This window comes from Collimonas silvisoli, assembly GCF_018305005.1.
Taxonomy (GTDB): domain Bacteria; phylum Pseudomonadota; class Gammaproteobacteria; order Burkholderiales; family Burkholderiaceae_D; genus Collimonas; species Collimonas silvisoli.
Window position 1 is genome coordinate 17,041 of sequence record NZ_JAGQEG010000006.1, and the last position, 22,469, is coordinate 39,509.

16 protein-coding genes are annotated in these 22,469 nt (G+C 59.1%); 15 read left to right on the forward strand and 1 reads right to left on the reverse strand.

The genetic code is table 11. The features are described from left to right. Nucleotides 1-132: 132 nt before the first annotated feature. Nucleotides 133-1,155: an SGNH/GDSL hydrolase family protein gene (locus tag KHU33_RS02420; protein ID WP_211460918.1), complete on the reverse strand. Its 1,023-nt coding sequence runs from the start codon at nucleotides 1,153-1,155 to the stop codon at nucleotides 133-135. Nucleotides 1,156-1,617: 462 nt separating this feature from the next. Here KHU33_RS02420 and KHU33_RS02425 point away from each other — a divergent pair, with 462 nt between their 5' ends. The 15 genes from KHU33_RS02425 to KHU33_RS02495 all read left to right on the forward strand — a co-directional run bounded on the left by KHU33_RS02425 (nucleotide 1,618) and on the right by KHU33_RS02495 (nucleotide 22,421). Next, nucleotides 1,618-3,000: a DUF1329 domain-containing protein gene (locus tag KHU33_RS02425; protein WP_211460919.1), complete on the forward strand. Its 1,383-nt coding sequence runs from the start codon at nucleotides 1,618-1,620 to the stop codon at nucleotides 2,998-3,000. 168 nt (nucleotides 3,001-3,168) lie between these two features. Next, nucleotides 3,169-4,977, forward strand: a complete 1,809-nt coding sequence (locus tag KHU33_RS02430) for a DUF1302 domain-containing protein (protein WP_329956012.1) — start codon at nucleotides 3,169-3,171, stop codon at nucleotides 4,975-4,977. 92 nt (nucleotides 4,978-5,069) lie between these two features. Next, nucleotides 5,070-7,430 (forward strand): efflux RND transporter permease subunit, encoded by a 2,361-nt coding sequence (locus tag KHU33_RS02435; RefSeq protein WP_211460921.1) that lies wholly within the window; start codon nucleotides 5,070-5,072, stop codon nucleotides 7,428-7,430. A 58-nt stretch (nucleotides 7,431-7,488) separates the two neighbouring features. Beyond that, nucleotides 7,489-8,448: a YCF48-related protein gene (locus KHU33_RS02440; RefSeq protein ID WP_407928238.1), complete on the forward strand. Its 960-nt coding sequence runs from the start codon at nucleotides 7,489-7,491 to the stop codon at nucleotides 8,446-8,448. A 505-nt stretch (nucleotides 8,449-8,953) separates the two neighbouring features. Next, nucleotides 8,954-10,144, forward strand: a complete 1,191-nt coding sequence (locus KHU33_RS02445; protein WP_211460923.1) for a quaternary amine ABC transporter ATP-binding protein — start codon at nucleotides 8,954-8,956, stop codon at nucleotides 10,142-10,144. Next, on the forward strand, nucleotides 10,137-11,033 hold the full coding sequence (choW, locus tag KHU33_RS02450; RefSeq protein ID WP_211460924.1) for a choline ABC transporter permease subunit: 897 nt from the start codon (nucleotides 10,137-10,139) through the stop codon (nucleotides 11,031-11,033). The genes KHU33_RS02445 and choW overlap by 8 nt, the downstream gene beginning before the upstream one ends. 85 nt (nucleotides 11,034-11,118) lie before the next feature. Beyond that, entirely contained in the window at nucleotides 11,119-12,231 is a 1,113-nt protein-coding gene (locus KHU33_RS02455; RefSeq protein ID WP_211460925.1) for a GlxA family transcriptional regulator, read from the forward strand. A gap of 198 nt (nucleotides 12,232-12,429) precedes the next feature. Beyond that, entirely contained in the window at nucleotides 12,430-13,344 is a 915-nt protein-coding gene (locus KHU33_RS02460; RefSeq protein WP_230414013.1) for a choline ABC transporter substrate-binding protein, read from the forward strand. 194 nt (nucleotides 13,345-13,538) lie between these two features. Next, nucleotides 13,539-14,741 (forward strand): formaldehyde dehydrogenase, glutathione-independent, encoded by a 1,203-nt coding sequence (gene fdhA, locus KHU33_RS02465; protein WP_211460926.1) that lies wholly within the window; start codon nucleotides 13,539-13,541, stop codon nucleotides 14,739-14,741. A 490-nt stretch (nucleotides 14,742-15,231) separates the two neighbouring features. Then, nucleotides 15,232-16,623: an L-serine ammonia-lyase gene (locus KHU33_RS02470; protein WP_211460927.1), complete on the forward strand. Its 1,392-nt coding sequence runs from the start codon at nucleotides 15,232-15,234 to the stop codon at nucleotides 16,621-16,623. A 45-nt stretch (nucleotides 16,624-16,668) separates the two neighbouring features. Beyond that, nucleotides 16,669-17,913 (forward strand): sarcosine oxidase subunit beta family protein, encoded by a 1,245-nt coding sequence (locus KHU33_RS02475; protein ID WP_211460928.1) that lies wholly within the window; start codon nucleotides 16,669-16,671, stop codon nucleotides 17,911-17,913. A 174-nt stretch (nucleotides 17,914-18,087) separates the two neighbouring features. Then, a complete protein-coding gene (locus KHU33_RS02480) occupies nucleotides 18,088-18,372 on the forward strand; it encodes a sarcosine oxidase subunit delta (RefSeq protein ID WP_211460929.1) in 285 nt (94 codons plus the stop codon). Then, nucleotides 18,369-21,383, forward strand: a complete 3,015-nt coding sequence (locus KHU33_RS02485; RefSeq protein ID WP_211460930.1) for a sarcosine oxidase subunit alpha family protein — start codon at nucleotides 18,369-18,371, stop codon at nucleotides 21,381-21,383. The genes KHU33_RS02480 and KHU33_RS02485 overlap by 4 nt, the downstream gene beginning before the upstream one ends. Further along, on the forward strand, nucleotides 21,373-21,978 hold the full coding sequence (locus KHU33_RS02490; protein ID WP_230414006.1) for a sarcosine oxidase subunit gamma: 606 nt from the start codon (nucleotides 21,373-21,375) through the stop codon (nucleotides 21,976-21,978). The genes KHU33_RS02485 and KHU33_RS02490 overlap by 11 nt, the downstream gene beginning before the upstream one ends. Beyond that, complete coding sequence (locus KHU33_RS02495; protein WP_230414007.1) at nucleotides 21,978-22,421, forward strand: dihydroneopterin aldolase; 444 nt, start codon at nucleotides 21,978-21,980, stop codon at nucleotides 22,419-22,421. The genes KHU33_RS02490 and KHU33_RS02495 overlap by 1 nt, the downstream gene beginning before the upstream one ends. Nucleotides 22,422-22,469: the final 48 nt, after the last annotated feature.

Sequence of the window (22,469 nt, forward strand, 5' to 3'; positions counted from 1 at the left end):
ATATCGATTGCATGTTTTGTCGATTGCTTTTGCGCGATCTGGTCCATGCAAGCGCTTGCCGTAGGGCGGAAACAAGGCTTCATCGGCAGGACAATTGCCGAGCAGGGGGGAGCTGGGGGTGATGCGGCGCCGTCAAGGTTGCCGCTCAAGGGCCTTATGCATCGCGTTCGCGATCAATTGGTGGGTACGCCGCGTCGGATGATATTCGTCCCAGAAATAGTAACTGTCCGGCTTGCTGCAGGCAGGGCGGAAGTTGCCGGTGGAACCTCCTGGCTGGCATGCATCCGTGAGATTGCGATAGCCGTTCTTTACAGCATTTTCCCGGATAACGGCGCTTGCCGCGAGGTAGTCGAAGTAATAGATCTGCATCCCAAGGCGATTCGCGCTTGAAGGCAATTCGGAGGCCAGGCGGCGATTGATGCGATCTTGGAAGGTCTTTGATTCATTGACAAAATTTACCGGGTTTTTCACCAGGCTCTGAAAATTCTGCCCGCGAGCCCACGGCAGCAGACTTAGATCCGGGACGCCAACCACCATCACGCGCCGCGCCCCCAGCTCTTTCAATGCCTGCAGGGCGGCGCCGATGTTGGCGACGCTTTGGTCTGCCAGCGCCTGCAGCGCCGATGTGGTCAGCGGCACCGTGCCGCTGTCGGCAACATTGCTATCCACGTAAAGAAATAAGTCGTTGGCTGAAATAAAGATCAGATAGAGCGCATCCGGATCGCCGGCTTTACCGCCCAGGGCTTTCTTGAAGCGTTCAATCTGGCCGAGAACGCCTGTCTTGATGAATGGCGTCATCCAGGTGTAATAGTTGCCGGCGTCGCTTTTTGCACCGCCCACAGCATAATCGACCAAGGCAATCTTCAAGCGCGCTGCGAGGTACTCCACGGCAGTCTTGCCGTTCGACCAATGGCCCTGCCAGTAATGCACCTGGTCCGGCGCTTCGACCTGGCTGAGCGCGGCATCCACGGCAACCGGGCCATTCGGTTGCAGCAGCGATCTGGACAGCGCTTGCGAACCATTGGCGTTGCCGGCGTCCGAATAGCTGTCGCCAAACGCAACAATCCGGCTAAAAGGGCATGCCGACGCGGCGTTACCGCAAGCCATCAGCATGACGCCGACAATCACAACACATACCGACAGCATTCTGGACATCGTTTCTCCTCGTTCTTTTTTTACCACCTGCCCAACATCCTGCCCTGAAGCGGCAACGGTCAATTAGCCGGATGCGACCGGAAACAAGGAGAAAGCGGCATCGCTATCGTATCGCATACGGAATGTTCGGCTAAGACGGATTGATGCGGCAACGGACCACCTGCCGCTGTAGTTGTCGGCCTTGCCACGCTATTCCGGGCGTGACGCAGGCGGACAATTGCATGTCGCAAAATACCCAAGTTGAGCCCGGCTTAGCGTGTAATTTCTAGGCTGTGCAGTGGTGCACCGTACCTTCTCAATCCGGCATGAAAACATGGCGTCTTTTACGTTGACTTGATTCGCACCAGGTTGTTTCGGTCCGAAATGCCGACCTGAAAAGCGCAGCAGAAACTCAAGATCCTTAGCCGGGTCGAGGGATTTTATAAGACACATCATCTGAAAGTTTGGCGAGGAGCTGGGATCATGAAAACAAAACATATTGTGAGGGCATTGGCGGCGCTGGGTCTGATTGCCGGAAATGCGTGGGCGGTGACAGCGGCGGATGTGACGCGGCTGGGCCAGGATCTGACTGCGGTCGGTGCTGAAAAGGCTGCCAACAAGGACAGTTCGATTCCGGAATTTTCGGGTACGCAAAGTCCGCTGCCGGGCTGGTCGTACGGCAAGCTGCGCGAAGATTACTGGAAACACAAGGCAGAAAAGCCGCTGTTTGTCATCGACGCCTCCAACGTCGATAAATATGCCGACAAACTGACGCCGGGCCAGATCCAGATGCTGAAGCAGGTCAAGGGCTACACCATGCCGGTCTACACCAGCCACCGTGAATGCGGCTTGCCTGACGCCGTTGAAAAGAACACCAAGGACGGCGCGCTGAAAGCGTCGATCGCCAAGGACGGCTGGTCGCTGGAGAACGCCACCATGCCGGGCGTGCCTTTCCCGGTGCCGCAAAAGGGCATCGAAGTGATGTGGAACTGGCTCATGCGCTATCAGGGTGTCGCGGCAGAGTGGCCGGACGGCTATACCGTGGTATCGCCGCGCCCGGGAACCACCACCCCCATCGTCACGCGCTGGAATCAGTTGTCCTATTATCCGTGGGCCAAGAAAGGCCAGCATTCGCCACAGGATGCCAAAGGCTTGCAAAACGGCTTTTACTACCTGTACTCCGAACCTGCCGCGCTGGCCGGCCAGGGCACGGTCCAGCGTTATTACTTCAACAAGGATACGGACACTTACTACTACTTCACCGGACAACGGCGGGTGCGCCGTCTGCCGAGCTATGCCTACGATGCGCCGCTGATCGGTTACGAGAATCAGTATCCGGCGGACATTTCCTTCGGCTTCTACGGCAACCCGGATCGCTTCGACTGGAAGATCGTCGGCAAGAAGGAAGTCTACGTACCGTATAACAACTTTGCGATGCAGCGCTTCAATACCAAGATGGACGACGCGCTGGGACCGAATTTTGTCAAACCTGCACTACGCCGCTATGAGCTGCATCGGGTGTGGGAGATCGAAGGTACGGTGAAGGCCGGCGTGCGTCATTCGACGCCCAAGAAAACCTTGTATGTCGATGAGGACAGCTGGCTGGTCACCGTCGGCGACGATTACGACGCCCAGGGAAAAATCTGGAAGGCCAAGGAAAACTACATCACCGCGCAATCCGAAATCGGCGCCTGCGTGCCGGTGGCTTCGGTCTACAACGATTTGATCAGCGGCCGTTACGTGTTTGACGAAACCATTGTCGGCACCGGCAAGGATTTGAAATTTTATCCGCCCGAAGCCAGCGATCCGCGTTTGACCGATAACTTTTTCACCGGCGAGAACCTGGGCGCGATCAGCGACCGCTGAGTCTGCATAGTCTGCAACGGCGGCGGCAGGGAGAGCAGTTGCCGCCGCCGTTCATGCAAATCGGCTGGCGTTGCGGGCGGGGCGCAACACCGGCCTGGCCGATACCTTTGAAGAGATCGGTCCGTCTGATTTTTTTTGAATTTGGGGATAGAAGACATGAAGAAATCAATGACTCGATTGGTTGGTGCGACCGTGTGCGGAGCTCTGGCTTACGGACATGCGCAAGCCTATACCTTCGATACCGGAGTTGGCGACATGCAGGCGGCGTGGGTCTCGAACATTACGGGCGGACTTGGCGTGCGCACCAAGAACCCGAGTTGCAGCCTGACAGGGGATCCTAACGCACACGGCTGCGGCAGCGCGGCGAACACCGGCGTCTGGGCCAACGGCGACGACGGCAATCTGAATTACCGCAAAGGACAGGCGTTCACCGGCTACACCAGCTTCACCAGCGAACTGCTGCTGACGATGCCGAAAGAGGGTTACAAGTTCCTGGTGCGCGGCACCGGCATGTACGATTTTGCCGCCAACAGCACGGAGCGCACGCCGCTGGCGTCGGACGTCAAGAGCCAGGCTGTGCAGAGTATTCAACTGCTCGATTTCTGGGGACAGAAAGACTTTAATATCGGCGAGCAGCGCGCCCATGTGCGCCTGGGTAACCAGGTGATCAACTGGGGCGAGAGTTATTTCGCCGCAGGCGGGATCAACGCCACCAATTCGGTCGATATCCAGAAATTGCTGATCCCCGGCACCCAGCTCAAACAGGCCTTGCTGCCGGCGCCGATGCTCAGCTTTGCCAGCAGCCTGCCGTCCGGCTTGTCGACCGAGGCTTATTATCAATTCCAATGGAACGGCAACAAATACCCGCCGGTCGGCACTTACTGGTCGGCTTCCGATGTCTTCGGGCGCGGCGCCGGACCGGCGTCGTTCAATTCGCAGAACTTCAACGTCGCCGGCATCGATGCCGGCACCATCGCCGGATCGAATAGCAAGAACAGCCAGATCCTGAACGGCGTCAACCAGAATCTGCTGAATGGCGTCTATGCCGGCGCACCGTTCAACGCCACCGGCGCCCAGTACAACACGGTATTGCCGGGCAATAAGCCGCAGTTCGGGCTGAAGCTCGGCTATAAACCTGACGGCGCCGACATCAATTTCGGCTTCTACTATGAGAACTACACCGACAAGGCGCCGGTGCTTTCTTATCTGGCCGACGGTTCGTCGCAATGGTCCTATCTGCAGAATCGCAGCCTGCTCGGCGTCAGCACCAATTTTGCGCTGGGCGAATGGGCCATCGGTTCCGAGTTGTCGTACCGGCCGCACGATGCGGTGGCGATGTCGGGATGCTACCTGGCAGGCGGCCCGGCCGACGCCAACACCAACCTGCTGAGCGGAGCCAACTGCCGCGCCTGGAAGGATATGAAGAAGGTGCAGTTCGACATCAATGCGCAGTTGAACATGACCAAGACCACCCAGCCTCTGCTGAAGCTGATCAACGCCGACCTGGCGGTGTTCACGGCGGAACTGACGATGATCAAATATCCCGGCGTCAACGCCAGCACCAAATACACCAGCACCGTGAACGGACAACAGGTGTACCAAATGGCCGATGCCGCATACGGCACCTGGTTGAACAACAACTCCGGGCTCGGCTATCCGATTGCCGCCGGGCAGGGCAGCTCGACCTCGCTCGGCGCCACCATCGACTTCAACTGGACCTACGACGGCACCTTGATTCCGGGCTGGCAGGTAACGCCCGGCATCACCTTCTATGACGCGGTCAAGGGCTACACGCCGACTTTCTCCGCCAACTACGAGGCAGGCGCCAAATCGGTCAATTTCTACCTGCTGTTCAACCAGAATCCGCAGGTGTGGCAGGCGGGGATCAACTTCACCGCGTTTTACGGCGGCAATGCAGTGTCTCAGCCATACTCCGACCGCAATTTCATCGGCGCATTCTTGACACGTAATTTTTAACTCTGCGCGCTGGCCTGGTGTGGTGTAGCCCGGTAATCCGGCCAGCGTGTGCAGAAGCGTGAGCAATGTTACATAGAGAACGAGGAACGCACGTGTTAAACAGAACCATTCAAAGCCTGGAACATTGGCTCTTCTCCCGCCGCATGCTGGTGCTGGGCGCACTTGGCGCGCTCACTGCGGTGATGGCGTTTTTTGCATTGCAGTTGCGGATGGACGCCGGTTTCGAGAAACAGATCCCGATCGGTCACGAATATGTGCAGACCTTCCAGCAATATCGCGCCGATCTGTTCGGCGCCAACCGGCTGACCGTCGTGGTCAAGGCCAGGCACGGCACGATCTGGACCAAGGAAGGGCTGGCCCGGCTCTATAACGTGACGCAGGCGGCGGCTTATCTGCCCAACGTCGACCGCCTCGGCGTGCAGTCCTTGTGGACCCCGAACAGCTTCATCAACGAGATTACCGAAGAAGGATTCCGCTCGCAGCCGATCATCCCGGGCACAGTCACGCCCGATAGCCTGAACCCGGAGGATATCGCCCGCATCAAGCAGTCGACCGCGGAAGGCGGCTTCGTCGGCTCGCTGGTGTCGCGCGACCAGAGCAGCGCCATGATCACGGCTGAAATAGGCGAGACCGGCGCCGACGGCAAGAAGATCGATTACATCCAGTACAACCAGCTGCTCGAAGAAAAACTGCGCAAGCCGTATGAAGACGCCGGCTTCGAGATCCAGATCATCGGCTTCGCCAAGCAGATCGGCGACATCGCCGACGGCGCCAAAGCGGTGCTGGTGTTCTGCGCCATCGCCTTGCTGCTGACGGCGCTTTCGGTGTACTGGTACTGCCACTCGCTGCGCTTCACGGTGTTGCCGATAGTCTGTTCGCTGACCTCGCTGGTATGGCAGTTCGGCACGCTGCGCCTGTTGGGTTTCGGTCTTGACCCGCTCGGCGTGCTGGTGCCGTTCCTGGTGTTTGCCATCGGCGTTTCGCACGGCGTGCAGCAGATTAATTTCATCACCCGCGAACTGGCGCACGGCAAGTCGTCGATGGATGCGACGCGGCATAGTTTTACCGGGCTGCTGATACCCGGCACGCTGGCGCTGGTGACGGCTTTCGTCTCGTTCATCACGCTATTGCTGATCCCGATTCCGATGATTCGCGAACTGGCGATCACCGCCTCGCTCGGAGTCGGCTACAAGATCATCACCAATCTGGTGATGCTGCCGGTGGCCGCGTCCTGTTTCAACTTCACCAAGGCCTACGCCGACAAGGCCATGCTCAAGCGCGAACAACGTGCGCGCTGGCTGCGCACCCTGGCGCGGGTGGCCGAGCCGCGCAACGCGGTGATCACGCTGCTGCTGGTGAGCGGCGTATTCGCCACCGCAGTATGGCAAAGCCGCGACCGCGTGGTAGGCACCTTGCAGCCCGGGGCGCCGGAATTGCGGCCGGAAGCGCGCTTTAACCGCGACGCCGAATCCATCGCCAACAGTTTCGACGTCGGCCTCGACTGGTTGTCGGTGGTGATCCAGGCGCCGCCGGAATCCTGCGAAAGTCCAGCGGTCGGCGTGTTCGACGACAACCTCGCCTATTCACTGAAAAACCTGCCGGGCATCGTCTCCATCAGTTCGTATGCAGACAACCTGCGCAGCTACAACCAGGGTTACAACGAAGGCAATCCGAAGATGAACGTGGTGCCTATCGATACCGGCAACTATGCCGGCCTGTCGACCGAGATCGGGCGGGTGCGCGGTTACCTCAACAAGGATTGCAGCATGACCGCGGTGCATCTGTACTTGTCGGACCACAAGGCGACCACCATCAACCGCGTCATCAATGCGGTCAAAGTGTTCCGCGACAAGCACCCGACGCCGGGCATCACGATCAGGCTGGCTGCGGGCAACGCCGGCGTGCTGGCCGCGATCAACGACGAGGTGGAAAAAAGCGAGCTGCCGATGATGCTCTATGTTTACGCCGCGATCATGCTGCTGGTGTTTGTTGTATACCGGGATTTTCGCGCGGTGCTGGCCTGCTGCCTGCCGCTGACGGTCGGCACCTTCATCGGTTACTGGTTCATGAAAGAGTTCGAGATCGGACTGACCGTGGCGACCTTGCCGGTGATGGTGCTGGCGGTGGGGATCGGCGTCGATTACGCCTTCTACATCTACAACCGCCTGCAAGGCCATCTGGCGGCCGGCCAGCCGATCGTCAAGGCGATCGAGCAATCGATTCTCGAAGTCGGCATGGCCACCATTTTCACCGCGATCACGCTGGCTGTCGGGGTGGCCACCTGGAGTTTCTCGGCGCTCAAGTTCCAGGCCGACATGGGCAAGCTGCTGGCCTTCATGTTCATCGTGAACCTGGTCATGGCGATGACCGCCTTGCCGGCGCTGGCAGTGGTGCTGGAACGGATTTTCCCACGCCGTAAAGCGGTGCGTGCACCGGGCGTGTTCAGCCATTAGGATGCTAAAAATGAAAAAGATCAACGCAAAGATCAATACAGGCATAAGACGCAGCGCGATGCTCGGCCTGCTGGCCCTTGGCTGCATCGCGCAGGCGGCCGATCAGGCGCCTGCGGCGACTATCAAGCCGCAATTGCAGATCCTGCCGGCCGAGCATTTCAGCGCCGCCGCCAGCACCCAGATTCTGGCGGCGACGCGGGCCGGGAAGCGCATCGTGACGGTGGGGGATCATGGCGTCGTATTGCTCTCGGATGACGATGGAAAAACCTTCCGGCAAGCAAAGACGGTGCCGGTCAGTTCAACCTTGACCGGGGTCTCGTTTGCCGACGCCAGCACCGGCTGGGCGGTCGGCCATTGGGGGGTGATCCTGAAAACCGGCGACGGCGGCGAATCATGGCAGCTGCAGCGCAGCGACAACAAAGTCGACCAGCCGCTGTTCTCGCTGTACTTCAAGAATCCGCAAGAAGGCTGGGCGGTGGGTTTGTGGTCGTTAATGCTGCACACTACCGACGGCGGCGCGAGCTGGTCTAGCGTCAGCCTGCCGACGCCGCCGGGCGCAAAAAAGGCCGATCGTAATTTATATGCGGTCTTCGCCGACGCCAAAGGCGCCTTGTTCGTCGCTTGCGAACAAGGCCGGGTAATCCGCTCGACCGATGGCGGCAGCAGCTGGACCTATATCGAAACCGGGTATGCCGGCTCGTTCTGGAGCGGGGTCGCGTTGCAGGATGGCGCCTTGCTGGTGGGCGGACTGCGCGGGACGATTTATCGCAGTGCCGACGGCGGCGACAGCTGGCAGGCGGCCAAGACGTCTTTCAAAAGCTCGGTCACGGCTATGGTTCAGCAGCCGGACAAGTCGGTGCTCGCGGTCGGTCTCGACGGTGTGACCTTGCTCAGTGTCGACAACGGCGTCAGCTTCACCGGCAAGCAGCGCGCCGATCGCGCCGCACTGACGGCGGTGGTCGATACGCAGGCGGGTGCGCCTATGCTTTTCTCAAGCAACGGGCCGCTTGCTCAATAATAATTGCCTTGCCGCCCAACGGCGGCGGCATGCAATTACGACATCGGATTTTTCCTGCATTACCCCAATCACCGCGACTTGCCCTGCGGCAGCTATCGCTTTGCCGGTTTTGAATTCCTGGCGACGCAAATCGACTGTATTGCGACATTCCCATAATCTGCCGGGCTGCTTGCGCCAATGCCAGCGGGGAACAGTCATGGCACGACAAGTGCTTCGTCGTTTTTAACTAAGTGCTTGTCGTAAATCGTCATCCGGCAAAAAACCTTTATCGCGACTATATAAGCAACTTAGGACAATGATTTCCCGTGAATTTTCCGCGATCGTGCTGCGTTGCATCGCGCCCGCTGCTTGTGTTCTCCGCTGTACTGCACATACACTCTGCAGCGGTGTCTATCAAACAAGCGGGCCATGCCATTTACTTAAGACCCGCACGCTAGCGATATGTTGCAGCACGGAACGACCCGCGTGTTGCGATAACGTCGAATGCTAAATCAGGAGACAGGTAATGAAGTCTGCAAAAGTGGTAGTTGACCGTTTGTACAAGGTCTTCGGCAATAACCCGCAACTGGCGTTAAGCATGCTCGAAAAAGGGCATTCGAAGGATAAGATATTCGCCGAGACCGGGCAGGTGGTCGGCGTGCAGAATGTCTCGTTCGAAGTCCAGGAAGGCGAGATATTCGTGTTGATGGGCCTGTCCGGCTCGGGCAAATCGACCTTGATCCGCCTGATCAACCGCCTGGTCGATCCGAGCGCCGGCAATGTCCTGGTCGACGGCCAGAACGTGGCGCAGATGACGAATTCGCAATTGATCAAGCTGCGCCGGCGCGACATGAGCATGGTGTTCCAATCGTTTGCACTGATGCCGCACCGGACCGTGTTGTCGAATGCCTCCTTCGGCCTGGAAGTGGCCGGCGTCGGCAAGAAAGAGCGCGAGCGGCGCACCATGACGGTGCTGGAGCAGGTCGGCCTGGCCGCCTTTGCCAGCAAGCTGCCGTGCGAACTGTCGGGCGGCATGCAGCAGCGGGTCGGGCTGGCGCGGGCGCTGGCGGTCAATCCGTCGCTGATGATCATGGATGAAGCCTTCTCGGCGCTCGATCCGCTCAAACGCAAGGAAATGCAGGACGTGCTGCTGGATTTGCAAAAGGAGCAACGGCGCACCATTATTTTCGTTTCGCACGATCTGGAAGAAGCGCTGCGCATCGGCAGCCGCATCGCCATCATGGAGGGCGGCCGCCTGGTGCAGGTCGGCAGCGCTCAGGAAATCATCGATAATCCGGCGGAAGACTACGTGCGCGCATTTTTCGACGGCGTCGACACCAACCGCTATCTCACCGCCGGCGACCTGATGCAAGCCAATGCGGTGCCGCTGGTGACATCTGCCGGCGAGGTTCATGCGAACGGCGATCTGTACGAACGCAGCCGCTCCGATTACGCCTTCGTGGTCGACGCCGCGCGCAAGGTGCAGGGCATAGTCGCCACCCGCCTGCATGCCGACGCCAGCGGCAAGGTGCAGGCAAACGGACTGGACCGGATCGAGGCGATCCATCATCGCAGCAGCCTGGAAGACGTCATGGGCAAGCTGATCGCCAGCCGCAGTCCATTACCGGTGGTGGACGGCGACGGCTGCTATTGCGGCGCGATCAGCCAGTCCATGGTTCTCCAAGCATTGTCAAAAACACGAGGTTCACATGTCTGAGCACATACCTTTGGGGCACTGGGTCGACCAGTTCGTCCATTACATACTCGATAAGCACGGCAATAGTTTCGACAGCTTCGGCAACGCCATCAGCTGGTTTGCCGAGACCATAGAGCACGGCTTGCAGATCCTGCCCTTGTGGCTGCTGATGGGATTTTTCATCGTGCTCGGCATCTGGCGCGTCGGCTTCAAATTCGCGCTGTTTACCGTGGTGTCTTTCTTTGTGATCTACAACACCGGTTTCTGGGATCAGACCATCGTTACGCTGGGGCTCACCATATCGGCGACGCTGATCAGCCTGGTGCTGGGAATTCCGGTCGGCGTCTGGGCTGCCAAGAGCAAGCGGGTGGCGATGGTAGTGCGGCCGATCCTGGACCTGATGCAGACCATGCCAGCCTTCGTCTACCTGATTCCAGCCGCCATGATGTTCGGCCTGGGGCGGGTGCCGGGCATCATCTCCACCGTGATTTTTGCGATGCCGCCGGCGGTGCGCCTGACCGCGCTCGGCATCCGCCAGGTCAACAACGAGATCGTCGAAGCCGGGCAGGCTTTCGGCTGCACCGGCTGGCAGTTGCTGTACAAGGTGCAGTTCCCGAATGCCTTGCCGTCGATCATGGCCGGCATCAACCAGACCATCATGATGGCGCTATCGATGGTGATTATTGCCTCGATGGTGGGCGCCGGCGGTCTCGGCAATGATGTGCTGGCCAGCATCCAGCGGCTCGATATCGGCCTGGGGTTCGAGAGCGGCCTGAGCGTGGTGCTGCTGGCGATCATCCTGGACCGGATTACCGAAAGTTTCGGCCGCACGCCGGAAGCCGGCAAGGTGCAGCGCTTTTTCCGGCTGCGCAAATGGTTCCGCAAGAGCCCCGCGCTGGCCACCAGCTGAGGGCAGGAAGAAAAGCAACAGCAGATAGCAGCAACGTGATCCGCGCGCTGGAACGCCAGCGCCGGTAGCCATTGATGGAGGCAAGATGTCTTCGCAACAAGCCGCTTCGAAACCAGCGCCGCAGTCAGCATCCGCGCTGCCGCAAACCTCGGCGCCTGCGCCGGTAGTCCACTTCGGTTTTCTGACTTTGCCGAATTTTTCGATGATCGCGTTTGCCAGTGCGATCGAGGTCTTGCGCATGGCTAACTACATCAGCCGCCAGACTTTGTACCGCTGGTCGGTGATCAGCATCGACGGTTCGCCGGCGCTGGCCAGCAACGGCTTGCCGATCACGCCGACGCTGACACTGGAGCAGGCCGGCACGCCGGACATATTGTTCGTCTGCGGCGGCGTCAAGATCCATGAGGCGGTCAACGATAAGCTGAACACCATGCTGACCCAGCTGGCGCGCCGCAACGTGATGCTGGGCGGGATCTGCACCGGCAGTTATGCCCTGGTCAAAGCCGGTTTGATGAACGGTTATCAGTGCGCCATCCACTGGGAAAATATTTCTGCCCTGCGCGAAGAGTTTCCACGCGTGCTGTTCACTGAGGGCTTGTTTGCGGTGGACCGCGATCGCCTCACCTGTTCCGGCGGCACCGCACCGATCGACCTGATGCTGAACCTGACCGCCAACCGCTACGGCAAAACGCTGGCGGCGGAGATTTCCGAGCAGTTCATCCTGGAGCGGATCCGCGACGGCGCCTATCAGCAACATATCCCGATTGCAGCCCGGCTCGGATTCAGCCGCAAGGAGTTGATCGAAGTGGCCAGGCTGATGGAAACCCACATCGAAGAAACCCTATCCTTTGAGGAAATCGCCAGGCTGGTGGGTTTGTCGCAACGCCAGTTGCAGCGCATGTTCAAGTATTACCTGGACGTCACGCCTACCCATTATTATTTGCAGCTGCGCTTGCGGCGCGCGCGTGAACTGCTGTTGCAGACCACCATGTCGATCATGAGCGTGACCGTCGCCTGCGGCTTCCAGTCGTCCTGCCATTTCAGCAAAGCCTACCGCAATCAGTTCGGCCGTTCTCCCAGCAGCGAACGGCATCTGCGTCATCCCTACCTGTCTGCGGTCGACGAATTGTCGCCTTTGCCGCCCATGCCGAGCTTGCCGCTGGCGGCGGACGAGCTGCTTGACGCCGGCAGGCAATAGCATGTCGCCTGCGCTCCAGGCGGCAAGCCGGATGCGATGTAATTTCTTATTTATACCGGTGCGCATGGTTTGCTGCTGCGAGCTTGGCGCCGGCGTGCAGCTCATTTCATCTTATGCCGATGCAAGCATCGGAGTTTCGTCTTTGCCACAGGAGAAAAAACAATGCGTTCATTTAGCTTAATGGTGGCCGGGGTTGGCATGGCGTGCAGCTTGCTGGCGCCGATGCAGACCCGGGCGCAGGAACCGAAATCGTGCCAGACGGTGCGCTTCGCCGATGTCGGCTGGACCGATATTGCCGCTACCACCGGCCTGGCTTCAGCCTTGTTCGAGGGGCTGGGTTACCACACCACCAAAACCATCGCTTCGGTGCCGATCACCTTTGCCGGCGTGAAAAATAAGCAGATCGACCTGTTCCTCGGTTATTGGGCGCCGACCATGGACCCGATCATCGCGCCCTTCGTCAAGGACAATTCGGTAAAAGTGCTGCCCACGCCGAATCTGGTGGGCGCCAAATACACACTGGCGGTGCCGACCTACGCCTACGACGCCGGGCTCAAGACTTTTGCCGATATCGCCAAATATGCCAAGGAACTGGACGGCAAGATTTATGGGATTGAACCGGGCAATGACGGCAATGCCGTGATTCAGGGCATGATCAGCAAAAACCAGTTCAACCTGAAAAATTTCAAGATGGTCGAATCGAGCGAGGCCGGCATGCTGATCGAGCTGGGGCGCGCCGTCAAGCAAAAGAAATGGATCGTGATCCTGGGCTGGGAGCCGCATCCGATGAACGTGCAGCAAAAGATCTCTTATCTGAACGGCGGCGACGATGTGTTCGGTCCCAATTATGGCGAGGCCAAGGTCTACACCGTGGTAGCCACCGACTACGCGGCGCGCTGTCCGAACGCCGACAAGCTGGCGACCAATTTGCAGTTCTCGACCGATCTGGAAAACCAGCTGATGGGACGCATCATGGATAAAACCGATCCCAAGACTGCGGCCAAAGAATGGCTGAAAAAGAATCCCGCGATCCTGGACAAGCTGCTGGCCGGGGTCAAGACTTTCGATGGCAAGGATGGCTTGCCGGCAGTCAAGGCTTCGCTCGGATTGTGATGGCACAAGTAATCCGGCAGGACTGATTTAATGCAATCAACTGCGTCGTCCCCGCGAACGCGGGGATCCATTTTAAGTTCAACTTGGATTCCCGCATTCGCGGGAATGACGATAATTTTAAAATTACTTTTGAGGCCTTACTGAGCACTTGTTTCAACTTGAGATTTCATAACATCCTGACAGGAGGAGACCCAATGTCTGAAAATCGTGGCGTGGTATATATCGAGCAGGGCAAAGTCGAAATACAGTCGATCCCATTCCCCAAACTGGATAATCCGCAAGGCAAGAAAATCGAGCATGGCGTGATTCTGAAAGTGGTTTCAACCAATATCTGCGGCTCCGACCAGCACATGGTGCGCGGCCGCACCACGGCGCAGGCCGGATTGGTGCTGGGCCATGAAATTACCGGCGAAGTGATCGAATGCGGTTCTGACGTCGAAACCATCAAGAAGGGCAATCTGGTGTCAGTGCCGTTCAACGTCGCCTGCGGCCGCTGCCGCACTTGCAAGGAACAACATACCGGCGTTTGCGAAACCGTCAACCCGGCGCGCGCCGGCGGCGCTTACGGTTATGTCGACATGGGCGGCTGGATCGGCGGCCAGGCCGAGTACGTGATGGTGCCGTATGCCGATTTCAACCTGCTGCGCTTCCCTGACAAGGAACAGGCGATGAGCAAGATCCGCGACCTGACTTGTCTGTCGGATATCCTGCCGACCGGTTACCACGGTGCGGTGACGGCCGGCGTCGGCCCCGGCGCCACGGTGTATGTTGCCGGCGCCGGCCCGGTCGGTTTGGCGGCGGCGGCTTCGGCGCGTCTGCTGGGAGCGGCGGTGGTGATTGTCGGCGACGTTAATCCGCTGCGTCTGATCCACGCGCGCAGCGTCGGTTTCGAAACCGTGGATTTATCCACCGATGCTTCTCTCAGCGATCAAATCACCCAGATACTGGGCGTGCCAGAAGTCGATTGCGCGATTGATTGCGTCGGCTTCGAAGCACGCGGCCACGGCCATGCCGGAGCACAAGCGGAAGCGCCGGCAACCGTACTCAATTCGCTGATGGAGGTGACCCGCGTCGCCGGCAAGATCGGCATCCCGGGCTTGTACGTGACCGACGATCCGGGCGCCGTCGACAGCGCCGCCAAGCGCGGCAGCCTGAGCATCCGCCTCGGGCTGGGCTGGGCCAAATCGCATAGTTTCCATACCGGCCAGACGCCGGTAATGAAATACAACCGGCAACTGATGCAGGCGATTCTGTGGGATCGGATCAAGATCGCCGACATCGTCGGTGTCGAAGTGATCACTTTGGACAAGGCTCCGGCCGGCTATCAGCAATTCGACGCCGGCGCCCCCAAGAAATTCGTGATCGATCCCCATCATTTACTGAAACAGGCCGCCTGAAAAAACCGGGCAGCCAGTTTGCGGGCTGCTGATATTGCCGTTGCCTGCAATCGCTGAAATAGCCTGATCCTGTGCCTGGGATCAGGCTATTTTTTTGTAATCCTGGCCTCGACCGGGTTCTGGGATATGTGCTTATTTGCCATGTTTTAAGAAGGCATGCGAAATAGTCCAGGGTAAAAGAATGTTGTCAGTTTCCAGCCGCCACTTGGTCGTAAAATTAAAAGTGTCGCGCTTGTCGGAAAAGGACAAACACTTGTCAGCTACGGAAAATAGGCCAGCCTGTGCAAGGACAAAATGATGCCAAGGAATAGCAATGCAAATGACTGAAGATAATGGCTTTAATCAGCATCAGGCTATTGCGCTGTACTCTGGCGTTGTCGTGTCCCCGGATTGACTGCTACCTCTGTCCGCCGAGAACCACTTCAACCCATCAAGGAATTGCAATGAACGGTTTTATCTTGTTTTGCCAGAATTTCTTATCGAGTTTTCTATGAACATCAGCACATTCGATTTATTCAAGGTCGGCATCGGCCCCTCCAGCTCGCACACGGTGGGACCGATGATTGCCGCCAATCGGTTCGCTGCCTATCTGGATGACGCCGGTCTGCTGGAGGCAGTGCATGCGGTCAGGGTCGAGCTATATGGCTCGCTGGGCGCAACCGGCAAGGGGCATGGCAGCGACAAGGCAGTGCTGCTGGGACTGGAAGGCAATCTGCCGGACAGCATCGATCCGGATCACGTCGAGCCGCGTCTGGCGGAAATCCGCAGCTCTAAAAAACTGCTGTTGAATGGCAGCCATCCGATCGGCTGCGTGGAAAAGGAACACGTACTGTTTTTCCGTCGCGAAGCGCTGCCGCAGCATCCGAACGGCATGCGCTTTGTCGCGCTGGATGCTGCTGCCAGCGTGATTGCGGAAAAAGAATATTACTCGGTCGGCGGCGGTTTCGTGGTCAGCAAGGAAGGCCAGCGCGTCAACCTGGTCCAAGCCGGCAGTGTAGAGGTGGAGGGCGATTTGCCGTATCCGTTCCACTCAGGCGACGATTTGTTGCGGATGTGCGCCGAAAGCGGCCTCACCATCGCCGCCCTGATGATGGAAAACGAAAAACACTGGCGTTCCGCCGAAGAGGTGCGCACCAAGTTGCTGGGCATCTGGGATGTGATGGCGGCGGCGGTAAAGCGCGGCTGCTCGATCGGCGGCGAATTGCCGGGACCGATGCGGGTCAAGCGCCGTGCTGCCGAGCTGTACCGGCAACTGAAGGATCGTTCCGAGGAATCGCTCACGGATCCTTTGTCGATGCTCGACTGGGTCAACCTGTATGCGATGGCGGTGAATGAAGAAAATGCGGCAGGCGGGCGGATTGTCACCGCGCCCACCAATGGCGCAGCGGGCGTGTTGCCGGCGGTGCTGCATTACTACACCAAGTTCATTCCCGGTTCGAATCTGGACGGCGTCATGACTTTCATGCTGACGGCGGCGGCGATCGGTTTGATCTACAAGGAAAACGCTTCCATCTCCGGCGCCGAAGTCGGTTGCCAGGGCGAGGTCGGGGTCGCTTGCTCGATGGCGGCGGGGGCGCTGGCGGCGGTGTTGGGCGGCAGTACCGAGCAGATCGAGAACGCCGCTGAAATCGGCATGGAACACAATCTCGGCATGACCTGCGATCCGGTCGGCGGGCTGGTGCAGATTCCCTGCATAGAACGCAATGCGATGGGCGCGGTAAAGGCGATCAACGCCGCCCGCATGGCGTTGCGCGGCAACGGTAAACATTATGTGTCGCTGGATAAAGTGATCAAGACCATGATGCAAACCGGCGCCGACATGAAGACCAAATACAAAGAAACATCGCGTGGTGGATTGGCTGTAAATGTTATTGAGTGCTGAGTTCTAATCGGCGACAACAATGGTTCCGGAAATTTTGAGGGGTGTATGAGCAATTATTCGATATTCAGCTTGATCCGCAATGGGCTCTCCTACCATGAGAACTGGCAGCGCGCCTGGAAGAGTCCGGAACCGAAAAAGGAATACGACATCGTCATCGTCGGCGGCGGCGGCCATGGTCTGGCTACCGCCTACTATCTGGCCAAGGTGCATGGCTTGCGCAATATCGCGGTGATCGAAAAAGGCTGGATCGGCGGCGGCAACACTGCCCGCAACACCACCATCGTGCGCTCGAATTATCTGTGGGACGAGTCGGCCATGTTGTATGAAAAAGCCATGCAGCTATGGGAAGGCTTGTCGCAGGATTTGAACTACAACGTCATGTTCAGCCAGCGCGGCGTGATGAACCTGGCGCATACCTTGCAGGATGTGCGCGATACCGACCGCCGCATCAGCGCCAACCGGCTCAACGGCGTCGACGCCGAATGGCTGACGCCGGCGCAGGTCAAGGAAATCGTTCCCATCATTAATCTCAACAGCCACTATCCGGTGCTGGGCGCTTCGTTCCAGCGGCGCGGCGGCGTCGCCCGGCATGACGCGGTGGCCTGGGGTTTTGCCCGCGGCGCCGATGAGCGCGGCGTGGATATCCTCCAGAATTGCGGCGTCACCGGGATCCGGCGCGAGAATGGCGCGGTGACCGGGGTCGATACCGTCAAAGGTTTTATCAAGGCCAAGAAGGTTGCCGTGGTGGCTGCCGGGCATTCCAGTGTGCTGGCCGAGATGGCAGGCATCCGCCTGCCGCTGGAAAGCCACCCGTTGCAGGCGCTGGTGTCGGAGCCGATCAAGCCGATCATCGATACGGTGGTGATGTCGAATGCCGTGCATGCCTATATCAGCCAGTCGGATAAAGGTGACTTGGTGATCGGCGCCGGCGTCGATCAATACACCGGCTACGGCCAGCGCGGCAGCTATCATGTCATCGAAGGAACCCTGCAGGCGATTGTCGAAATGTTCCCGGTGTTGAGCCGGGTCCGCATGAACCGGCAGTGGGGCGGGATTGTCGATGTCTCGCCGGACGCCTGCCCGATTATTTCCAAGACGCCGGTCAAAGGCTTGTACTTCAATTGCGGCTGGGGCACCGGCGGTTTCAAGGCTACCCCGGGCTCGGGCTGGGTGTTCGCCCACACCATCGCCAATGACAACCCGCATCCCTTGAATGCGCCGTTTGCGTTGGACCGTTTCTATAACGGCCACCTGATCGATGAACACGGTGCCGCCGCTGTCGCCCACTAATAGCGCCACTACAAACCTACTGCGCGGCCCACTGCCAGGTCTGCGATGCTCGCTGTACTTTCGTACAGCTGCGCTTCTCAACCAGACAGTGAACCGCTCGCTACGGTTTGTAGAGGCGCCTTGGACAGCATTATTGAAGAAGCTAAAAAATCTGCTTTTTTTGGAGAAATTGCCATGTTATTGATTACCTGCCCTTGGTGCGGGCCGCGCGCCGAGAGTGAATTCCATTGCGGCGGCGAAGCCGATATCGCACGTCCGCTGGAAACCGAAAATATCAGCGATGAAGCATGGGGCGACTATCTGTTCATGCGCAAGAACCCGCGCGGCGTGCACCGCGAGCAGTGGCTGCACAGCCACGGCTGCCGGCGCTGGTTCATGGCCGAGCGCGACACCGTTACCTATGAATTCCTAAGCTACAGCAAGTTTGGCGAAAAGACTGCAAAAGGGAGTGCCACATGAGCAACAGTCAAACCCATCGCCTCAAGAGCGGCGGCAGGATAGATCGTAACGCTGCGCTCAGTTTTACCTTTAACGGCAAGAGTTATCAAGGCTACCAGGGCGACACGCTGGCTTCGGCGCTGCTGGCGAATGGCGTGCATTTTGTGGCGCGCAGCTGGAAATATCATCGTCCGCGCGGCATCGTTACCGCCGGCGTGGAAGAGCCGAATGCGCTGGTGCAGCTGGAAACCGGCGCGTATACGGTGCCTAACGCCCGCGCTACGGAAATCGAGCTGTACCAGGGCTTGAGCGCAAGCAGCGTCAACGCCAGCCCCAGCATCGAGCATGACCGGATGGCGGTGACCCAGTTGTTTGCCCGTTTCATTCCGGCCGGCTTTTATTACAAGACGTTCAAATGGCCGCGCAGCTGGTGGGGCAAGTACGAAGAGGTGATACGCGAAGCGGCCGGCTTCGGCAAGGCGCCGACCGCGCTTGATCCCGACCGCTACGAAAAGACCTACGCCCATTGCGATGTGCTGGTTGCAGGCGCCGGCCCGGCCGGCCTGGCGGCAGCCTGGGTCGCCGCCAGCTCTGGCGCACGGGTGGTGCTGGTCGACGATCAATCGGAACTTGGCGGCAGTCTGTTGTCAGGCCCGGCCGTGATCGACGGTTTGCCGGCCGCAGCCTGGGTCGCCAAGATAGCCGCTGATTTGCGGTGCTTGCCGGAGGTGACGATCTTGTCGCGCAGCACGGTGTTCGGCTATCAGGATCACAATCTGCTGACCGTGACCCAGCGCCTGAGCGAGCACTTGCCGCTGGCAGCGCGCGGCCCGGTGCGCGAACGGCTGTGGAAGGTACGCGCCAAGCACGTGATACTGGCCACCGGCGCGCATGAGCGGCCGATCGTGTTCGGCAATAACGATCTGCCCGGCGTCATGCTGGCGTCGGCGGTGTCGACCTATATCCATCGCTACGGCGTGCTGCCGGGGCATAAAGCGGTGATCTTTACCAACAACGACGATGCCTACCAGACTGCGCTGGATTTGAAGAGCAACGGCGCCGAGGTGACCGTGGTTGATCCGCGCGCTGTCAATGATAGCAACCACAGTAGTTTGCCGGCCGCCGCCAACCGGCAGGGCGTCAACATCATCAACGATGCCGTGGTGGTGACCGCCAACGGCGGCCGTCATGTCAAGATGGTGGAAGTGGCACGCCATCAGGATGGCGTGCCGGGACAGTTCGTTACCTCGATCGCCTGCGATCTGCTGGCTGTATCGGGGGGCTGGAATCCGGTGATTCATCTGTTCGCGCAATCCGGCGGCAAGGCGCACTGGAATAACGACAAAGCCTGTTTTGTGCCGGGTTCGGCGATGCAAAAGGAAACCAGCGCCGGCGCCGCCAACGGCGATTTTAGCCTGAGCGGAGCCTTGCGCGACGGCGCTTTGGCGGCGCAGCAGGCGATGCTTGCGATCGGCTTGAAGCCGGTAGCGCTGCCCAACTGGAAAGTGGTGGAACTGTCCGAGGCCGCCATCATGCCCTTGTGGCTGGTGGGAGATCGCAAGCACGTGGGCCGTGGCCCCAAGCAGTTCGTCGATTACCAGAATGACGTGTCGGCGGCGGATATCCATCTGGCGGCGCGCGAGGGTTATCACTCGGTGGAACACGTCAAACGCTATACCGCGCTCGGCTTCGGCACCGATCAAGGCAAGCTTGGCAACATCAACGGCATGGCGATCCTGGCTGAAGTGCTGGGTAAGACCATCCCCGAAACCGGCACGACCACCTTCCGTCCGAACTACACGCCGGTGACTTTCGGCACGGTGGCCGGGCGTGAGCTGGGCGAGTTCCTGACGCCGATCCGCAAGACTTGCATCCATCCCTGGCATCAGGAGCAGGGCGCCTTGTTTGAAGATGTCGGCAACTGGAAACGGCCCTGGTATTACCCGCGCGGCAAGGAAGATCTGCACGCTGCGGTAGCGCGCGAATGCCTGGCGGCGCGCAACAGCGTCGGCATCCTGGATGCATCGACCTTGGGCAAGATCGATGTGCAGGGGCCGGATGCGGTCACCTTGCTCAACTGGATCTACACCAATCCGTGGAACAAGCTGGAAGTCGGCAAGTGCCGCTACGGCCTGATGCTGGATGAAAACGGCATGGTGTTCGACGATGGCGTCACGGTGCGTTTGGCTGAACAGCATTTCCTGATGAGCACCACCACCGGCGGCGCGGCGCGGGTGCTGGACTGGATGGAGCGCTGGCTGCAAACCGAATGGCCGCATTTGAAAGTCAACCTGACCTCCGTCACCGATCACTTCGCGACCTTCGCCGTAGTCGGCCCGAACGCCAGGCGCGTGTTGCAGAAGGTGTGCAAGGACATCGATTTTTCGAATGAAAAATTTCCTTTCATGTCGTTCCGCGAAGGCAGCATCAACAGCGTGTTCACCCGCATCATGCGGATCAGCTTTTCCGGCGAGCTGTCGTATGAAGTGAACGTGCCGGCCAACATGGGGCGCGCCATCTGGGATGCGATCATCGAAGCCGGCCAGGAGTTCGATATCACGCCCTACGGCACCGAGACCATGCATGTGCTGCGCGCGGAAAAGGGCTACATCATCGTCGGCCAGGATACCGACGGTTCGGTCACGCCGTTTGATCTGGGCATGGGCGGCCTGGTCGCCAAGTCCAAGGATTTCCTCGGCAAGCGTTCGCTGACGCGCTCCGATACCGCGCGCGACGACCGCAAGCAACTGGTTGGGCTGCTGAGCGAGGACAAGAATTTCGTCCTGCCTGAAGGCAGCCAGATTTTGGCAGAGCCTAGCAACGAACCGATTGCCAACATGATCGGCCATGTCACTTCCAGCTATTTCAGCCCGATCCTGCAGCGTTCGATAGCTTTCGCGCTGATCAAGGGCGGTCTGAACAAGATGGGGCAGGAGGTCAGCATTCCGCTGGCGAATGGACGCAATCTCGCGGCCAAGATCAGCAGCCTGGTGTTTTACGATGCAGAAGGAGTCCGTCAACATGTTGAATGAAACCCAGTTGTTCCAGGTGCAGCAAGAATCGCCGTTCATCGAATTGACGCAATCGTTGGCGCCGCTCGCGGCTGGCGCCAACCGTGCTGTCAGCATGGAAGAAAAACCCTTCCTCGAATTGATCAACATCAAGGGAGAAGCAGAATCCGCGGTGTTGCTGAAAGCGGTTAAAAACCTCACCGGCGCAGCCTTGCCGCTGCAACCCAACACGCTAGCCGAGAGCGAACAATTCACCATCTACTGGCTGGCGCCCAATGAATGGCTGATCCAGTCGAAACAGCCACGCTTACCCGCGCTTTGCGCCGATCTGGCGGGCGCACTGGCAGGGGAGTTTGCCTCGGTGGTGGATGTCAGCAGCGGCAACACCAGCCTGGTGCTGAGCGGGGCCAAGGCGCGCGAGGTATTGCAGAAAGGCTGCCCGCTGGATTTCCATCCCGCCGTGTTCGCGCCCGGCCAATGCGCCCAGAGCCATTACTTCAAAGCGGGCGTCTTGCTGCGGCCGCTGGCCGATGGTGCTTATGAGCTGATCGTCCGGCGCAGTTTTGCCGATTATTTCGGGCGCATCCTGCTCGACGCTTGTCAGGAATATTTCTGATGAAAAATGAAAACATCGTCAGCGGCGTACGCTGGCAAATCTTCGTCGAAGGTTTGTCGGTGACGACCCGCATCGGCCTGCATCCGCACGAGCATGAGAAGCCGCAGGCGGTCGAGCTCGACATCGAGTTGTCCTACCGCACCGGCGGCAGCGGCCAGCATGACGACGACGCTGCTTCGGTGATCGACTACGATCATTACTGCAGCGTGGTCACGGCTTTTCTGCAAGACAAGCCGCATACCCGATTGCTGGAGACGCTGGCGTCCGAGGTTGCCAGCTTGTCGTTTCGGGAATTCCCGATGCTGGATGAAATCCGTGTGGCGATCCATAAACCGAAGATTCGCCACAACACGGCCCGCCTGGGCGTGGCTTCAAGCTGGAACCGCTGGAGTTACGAAACCTTGTTGCTGCAGCAGCCGTTGGAGAGCAGCGTTGCGGCTTGAGTTGTGAATAGCAACCGCGTTCAAGAAAATCCGATTTGATGTTGATGT

Coding starts and splice junctions, on each gene's coding strand:
- KHU33_RS02420 (WP_211460918.1), bottom strand. CDS start 1,155: ATGTCCAGAATGCTGTCGGTATGTGTTGTGATTGTCGGCGTCATGCTG.
- KHU33_RS02425 (WP_211460919.1), top strand. CDS start 1,618: ATGAAAACAAAACATATTGTGAGGGCATTGGCGGCGCTGGGTCTGATT.
- KHU33_RS02430 (WP_329956012.1), top strand. CDS start 3,169: ATGACTCGATTGGTTGGTGCGACCGTGTGCGGAGCTCTGGCTTACGGA.
- KHU33_RS02440 (WP_407928238.1), top strand. CDS start 7,489: ATGCTCGGCCTGCTGGCCCTTGGCTGCATCGCGCAGGCGGCCGATCAG.
- KHU33_RS02445 (WP_211460923.1), top strand. CDS start 8,954: ATGAAGTCTGCAAAAGTGGTAGTTGACCGTTTGTACAAGGTCTTCGGC.
- choW (WP_211460924.1), top strand. CDS start 10,137: ATGTCTGAGCACATACCTTTGGGGCACTGGGTCGACCAGTTCGTCCAT.
- KHU33_RS02455 (WP_211460925.1), top strand. CDS start 11,119: ATGTCTTCGCAACAAGCCGCTTCGAAACCAGCGCCGCAGTCAGCATCC.
- KHU33_RS02460 (WP_230414013.1), top strand. CDS start 12,430: ATGGCGTGCAGCTTGCTGGCGCCGATGCAGACCCGGGCGCAGGAACCG.
- fdhA (WP_211460926.1), top strand. CDS start 13,539: ATGTCTGAAAATCGTGGCGTGGTATATATCGAGCAGGGCAAAGTCGAA.
- KHU33_RS02470 (WP_211460927.1), top strand. CDS start 15,232: ATGAACATCAGCACATTCGATTTATTCAAGGTCGGCATCGGCCCCTCC.
- KHU33_RS02475 (WP_211460928.1), top strand. CDS start 16,669: ATGAGCAATTATTCGATATTCAGCTTGATCCGCAATGGGCTCTCCTAC.
- KHU33_RS02480 (WP_211460929.1), top strand. CDS start 18,088: ATGTTATTGATTACCTGCCCTTGGTGCGGGCCGCGCGCCGAGAGTGAA.
- KHU33_RS02485 (WP_211460930.1), top strand. CDS start 18,369: ATGAGCAACAGTCAAACCCATCGCCTCAAGAGCGGCGGCAGGATAGAT.
- KHU33_RS02490 (WP_230414006.1), top strand. CDS start 21,373: ATGTTGAATGAAACCCAGTTGTTCCAGGTGCAGCAAGAATCGCCGTTC.
- KHU33_RS02495 (WP_230414007.1), top strand. CDS start 21,978: ATGAAAAATGAAAACATCGTCAGCGGCGTACGCTGGCAAATCTTCGTC.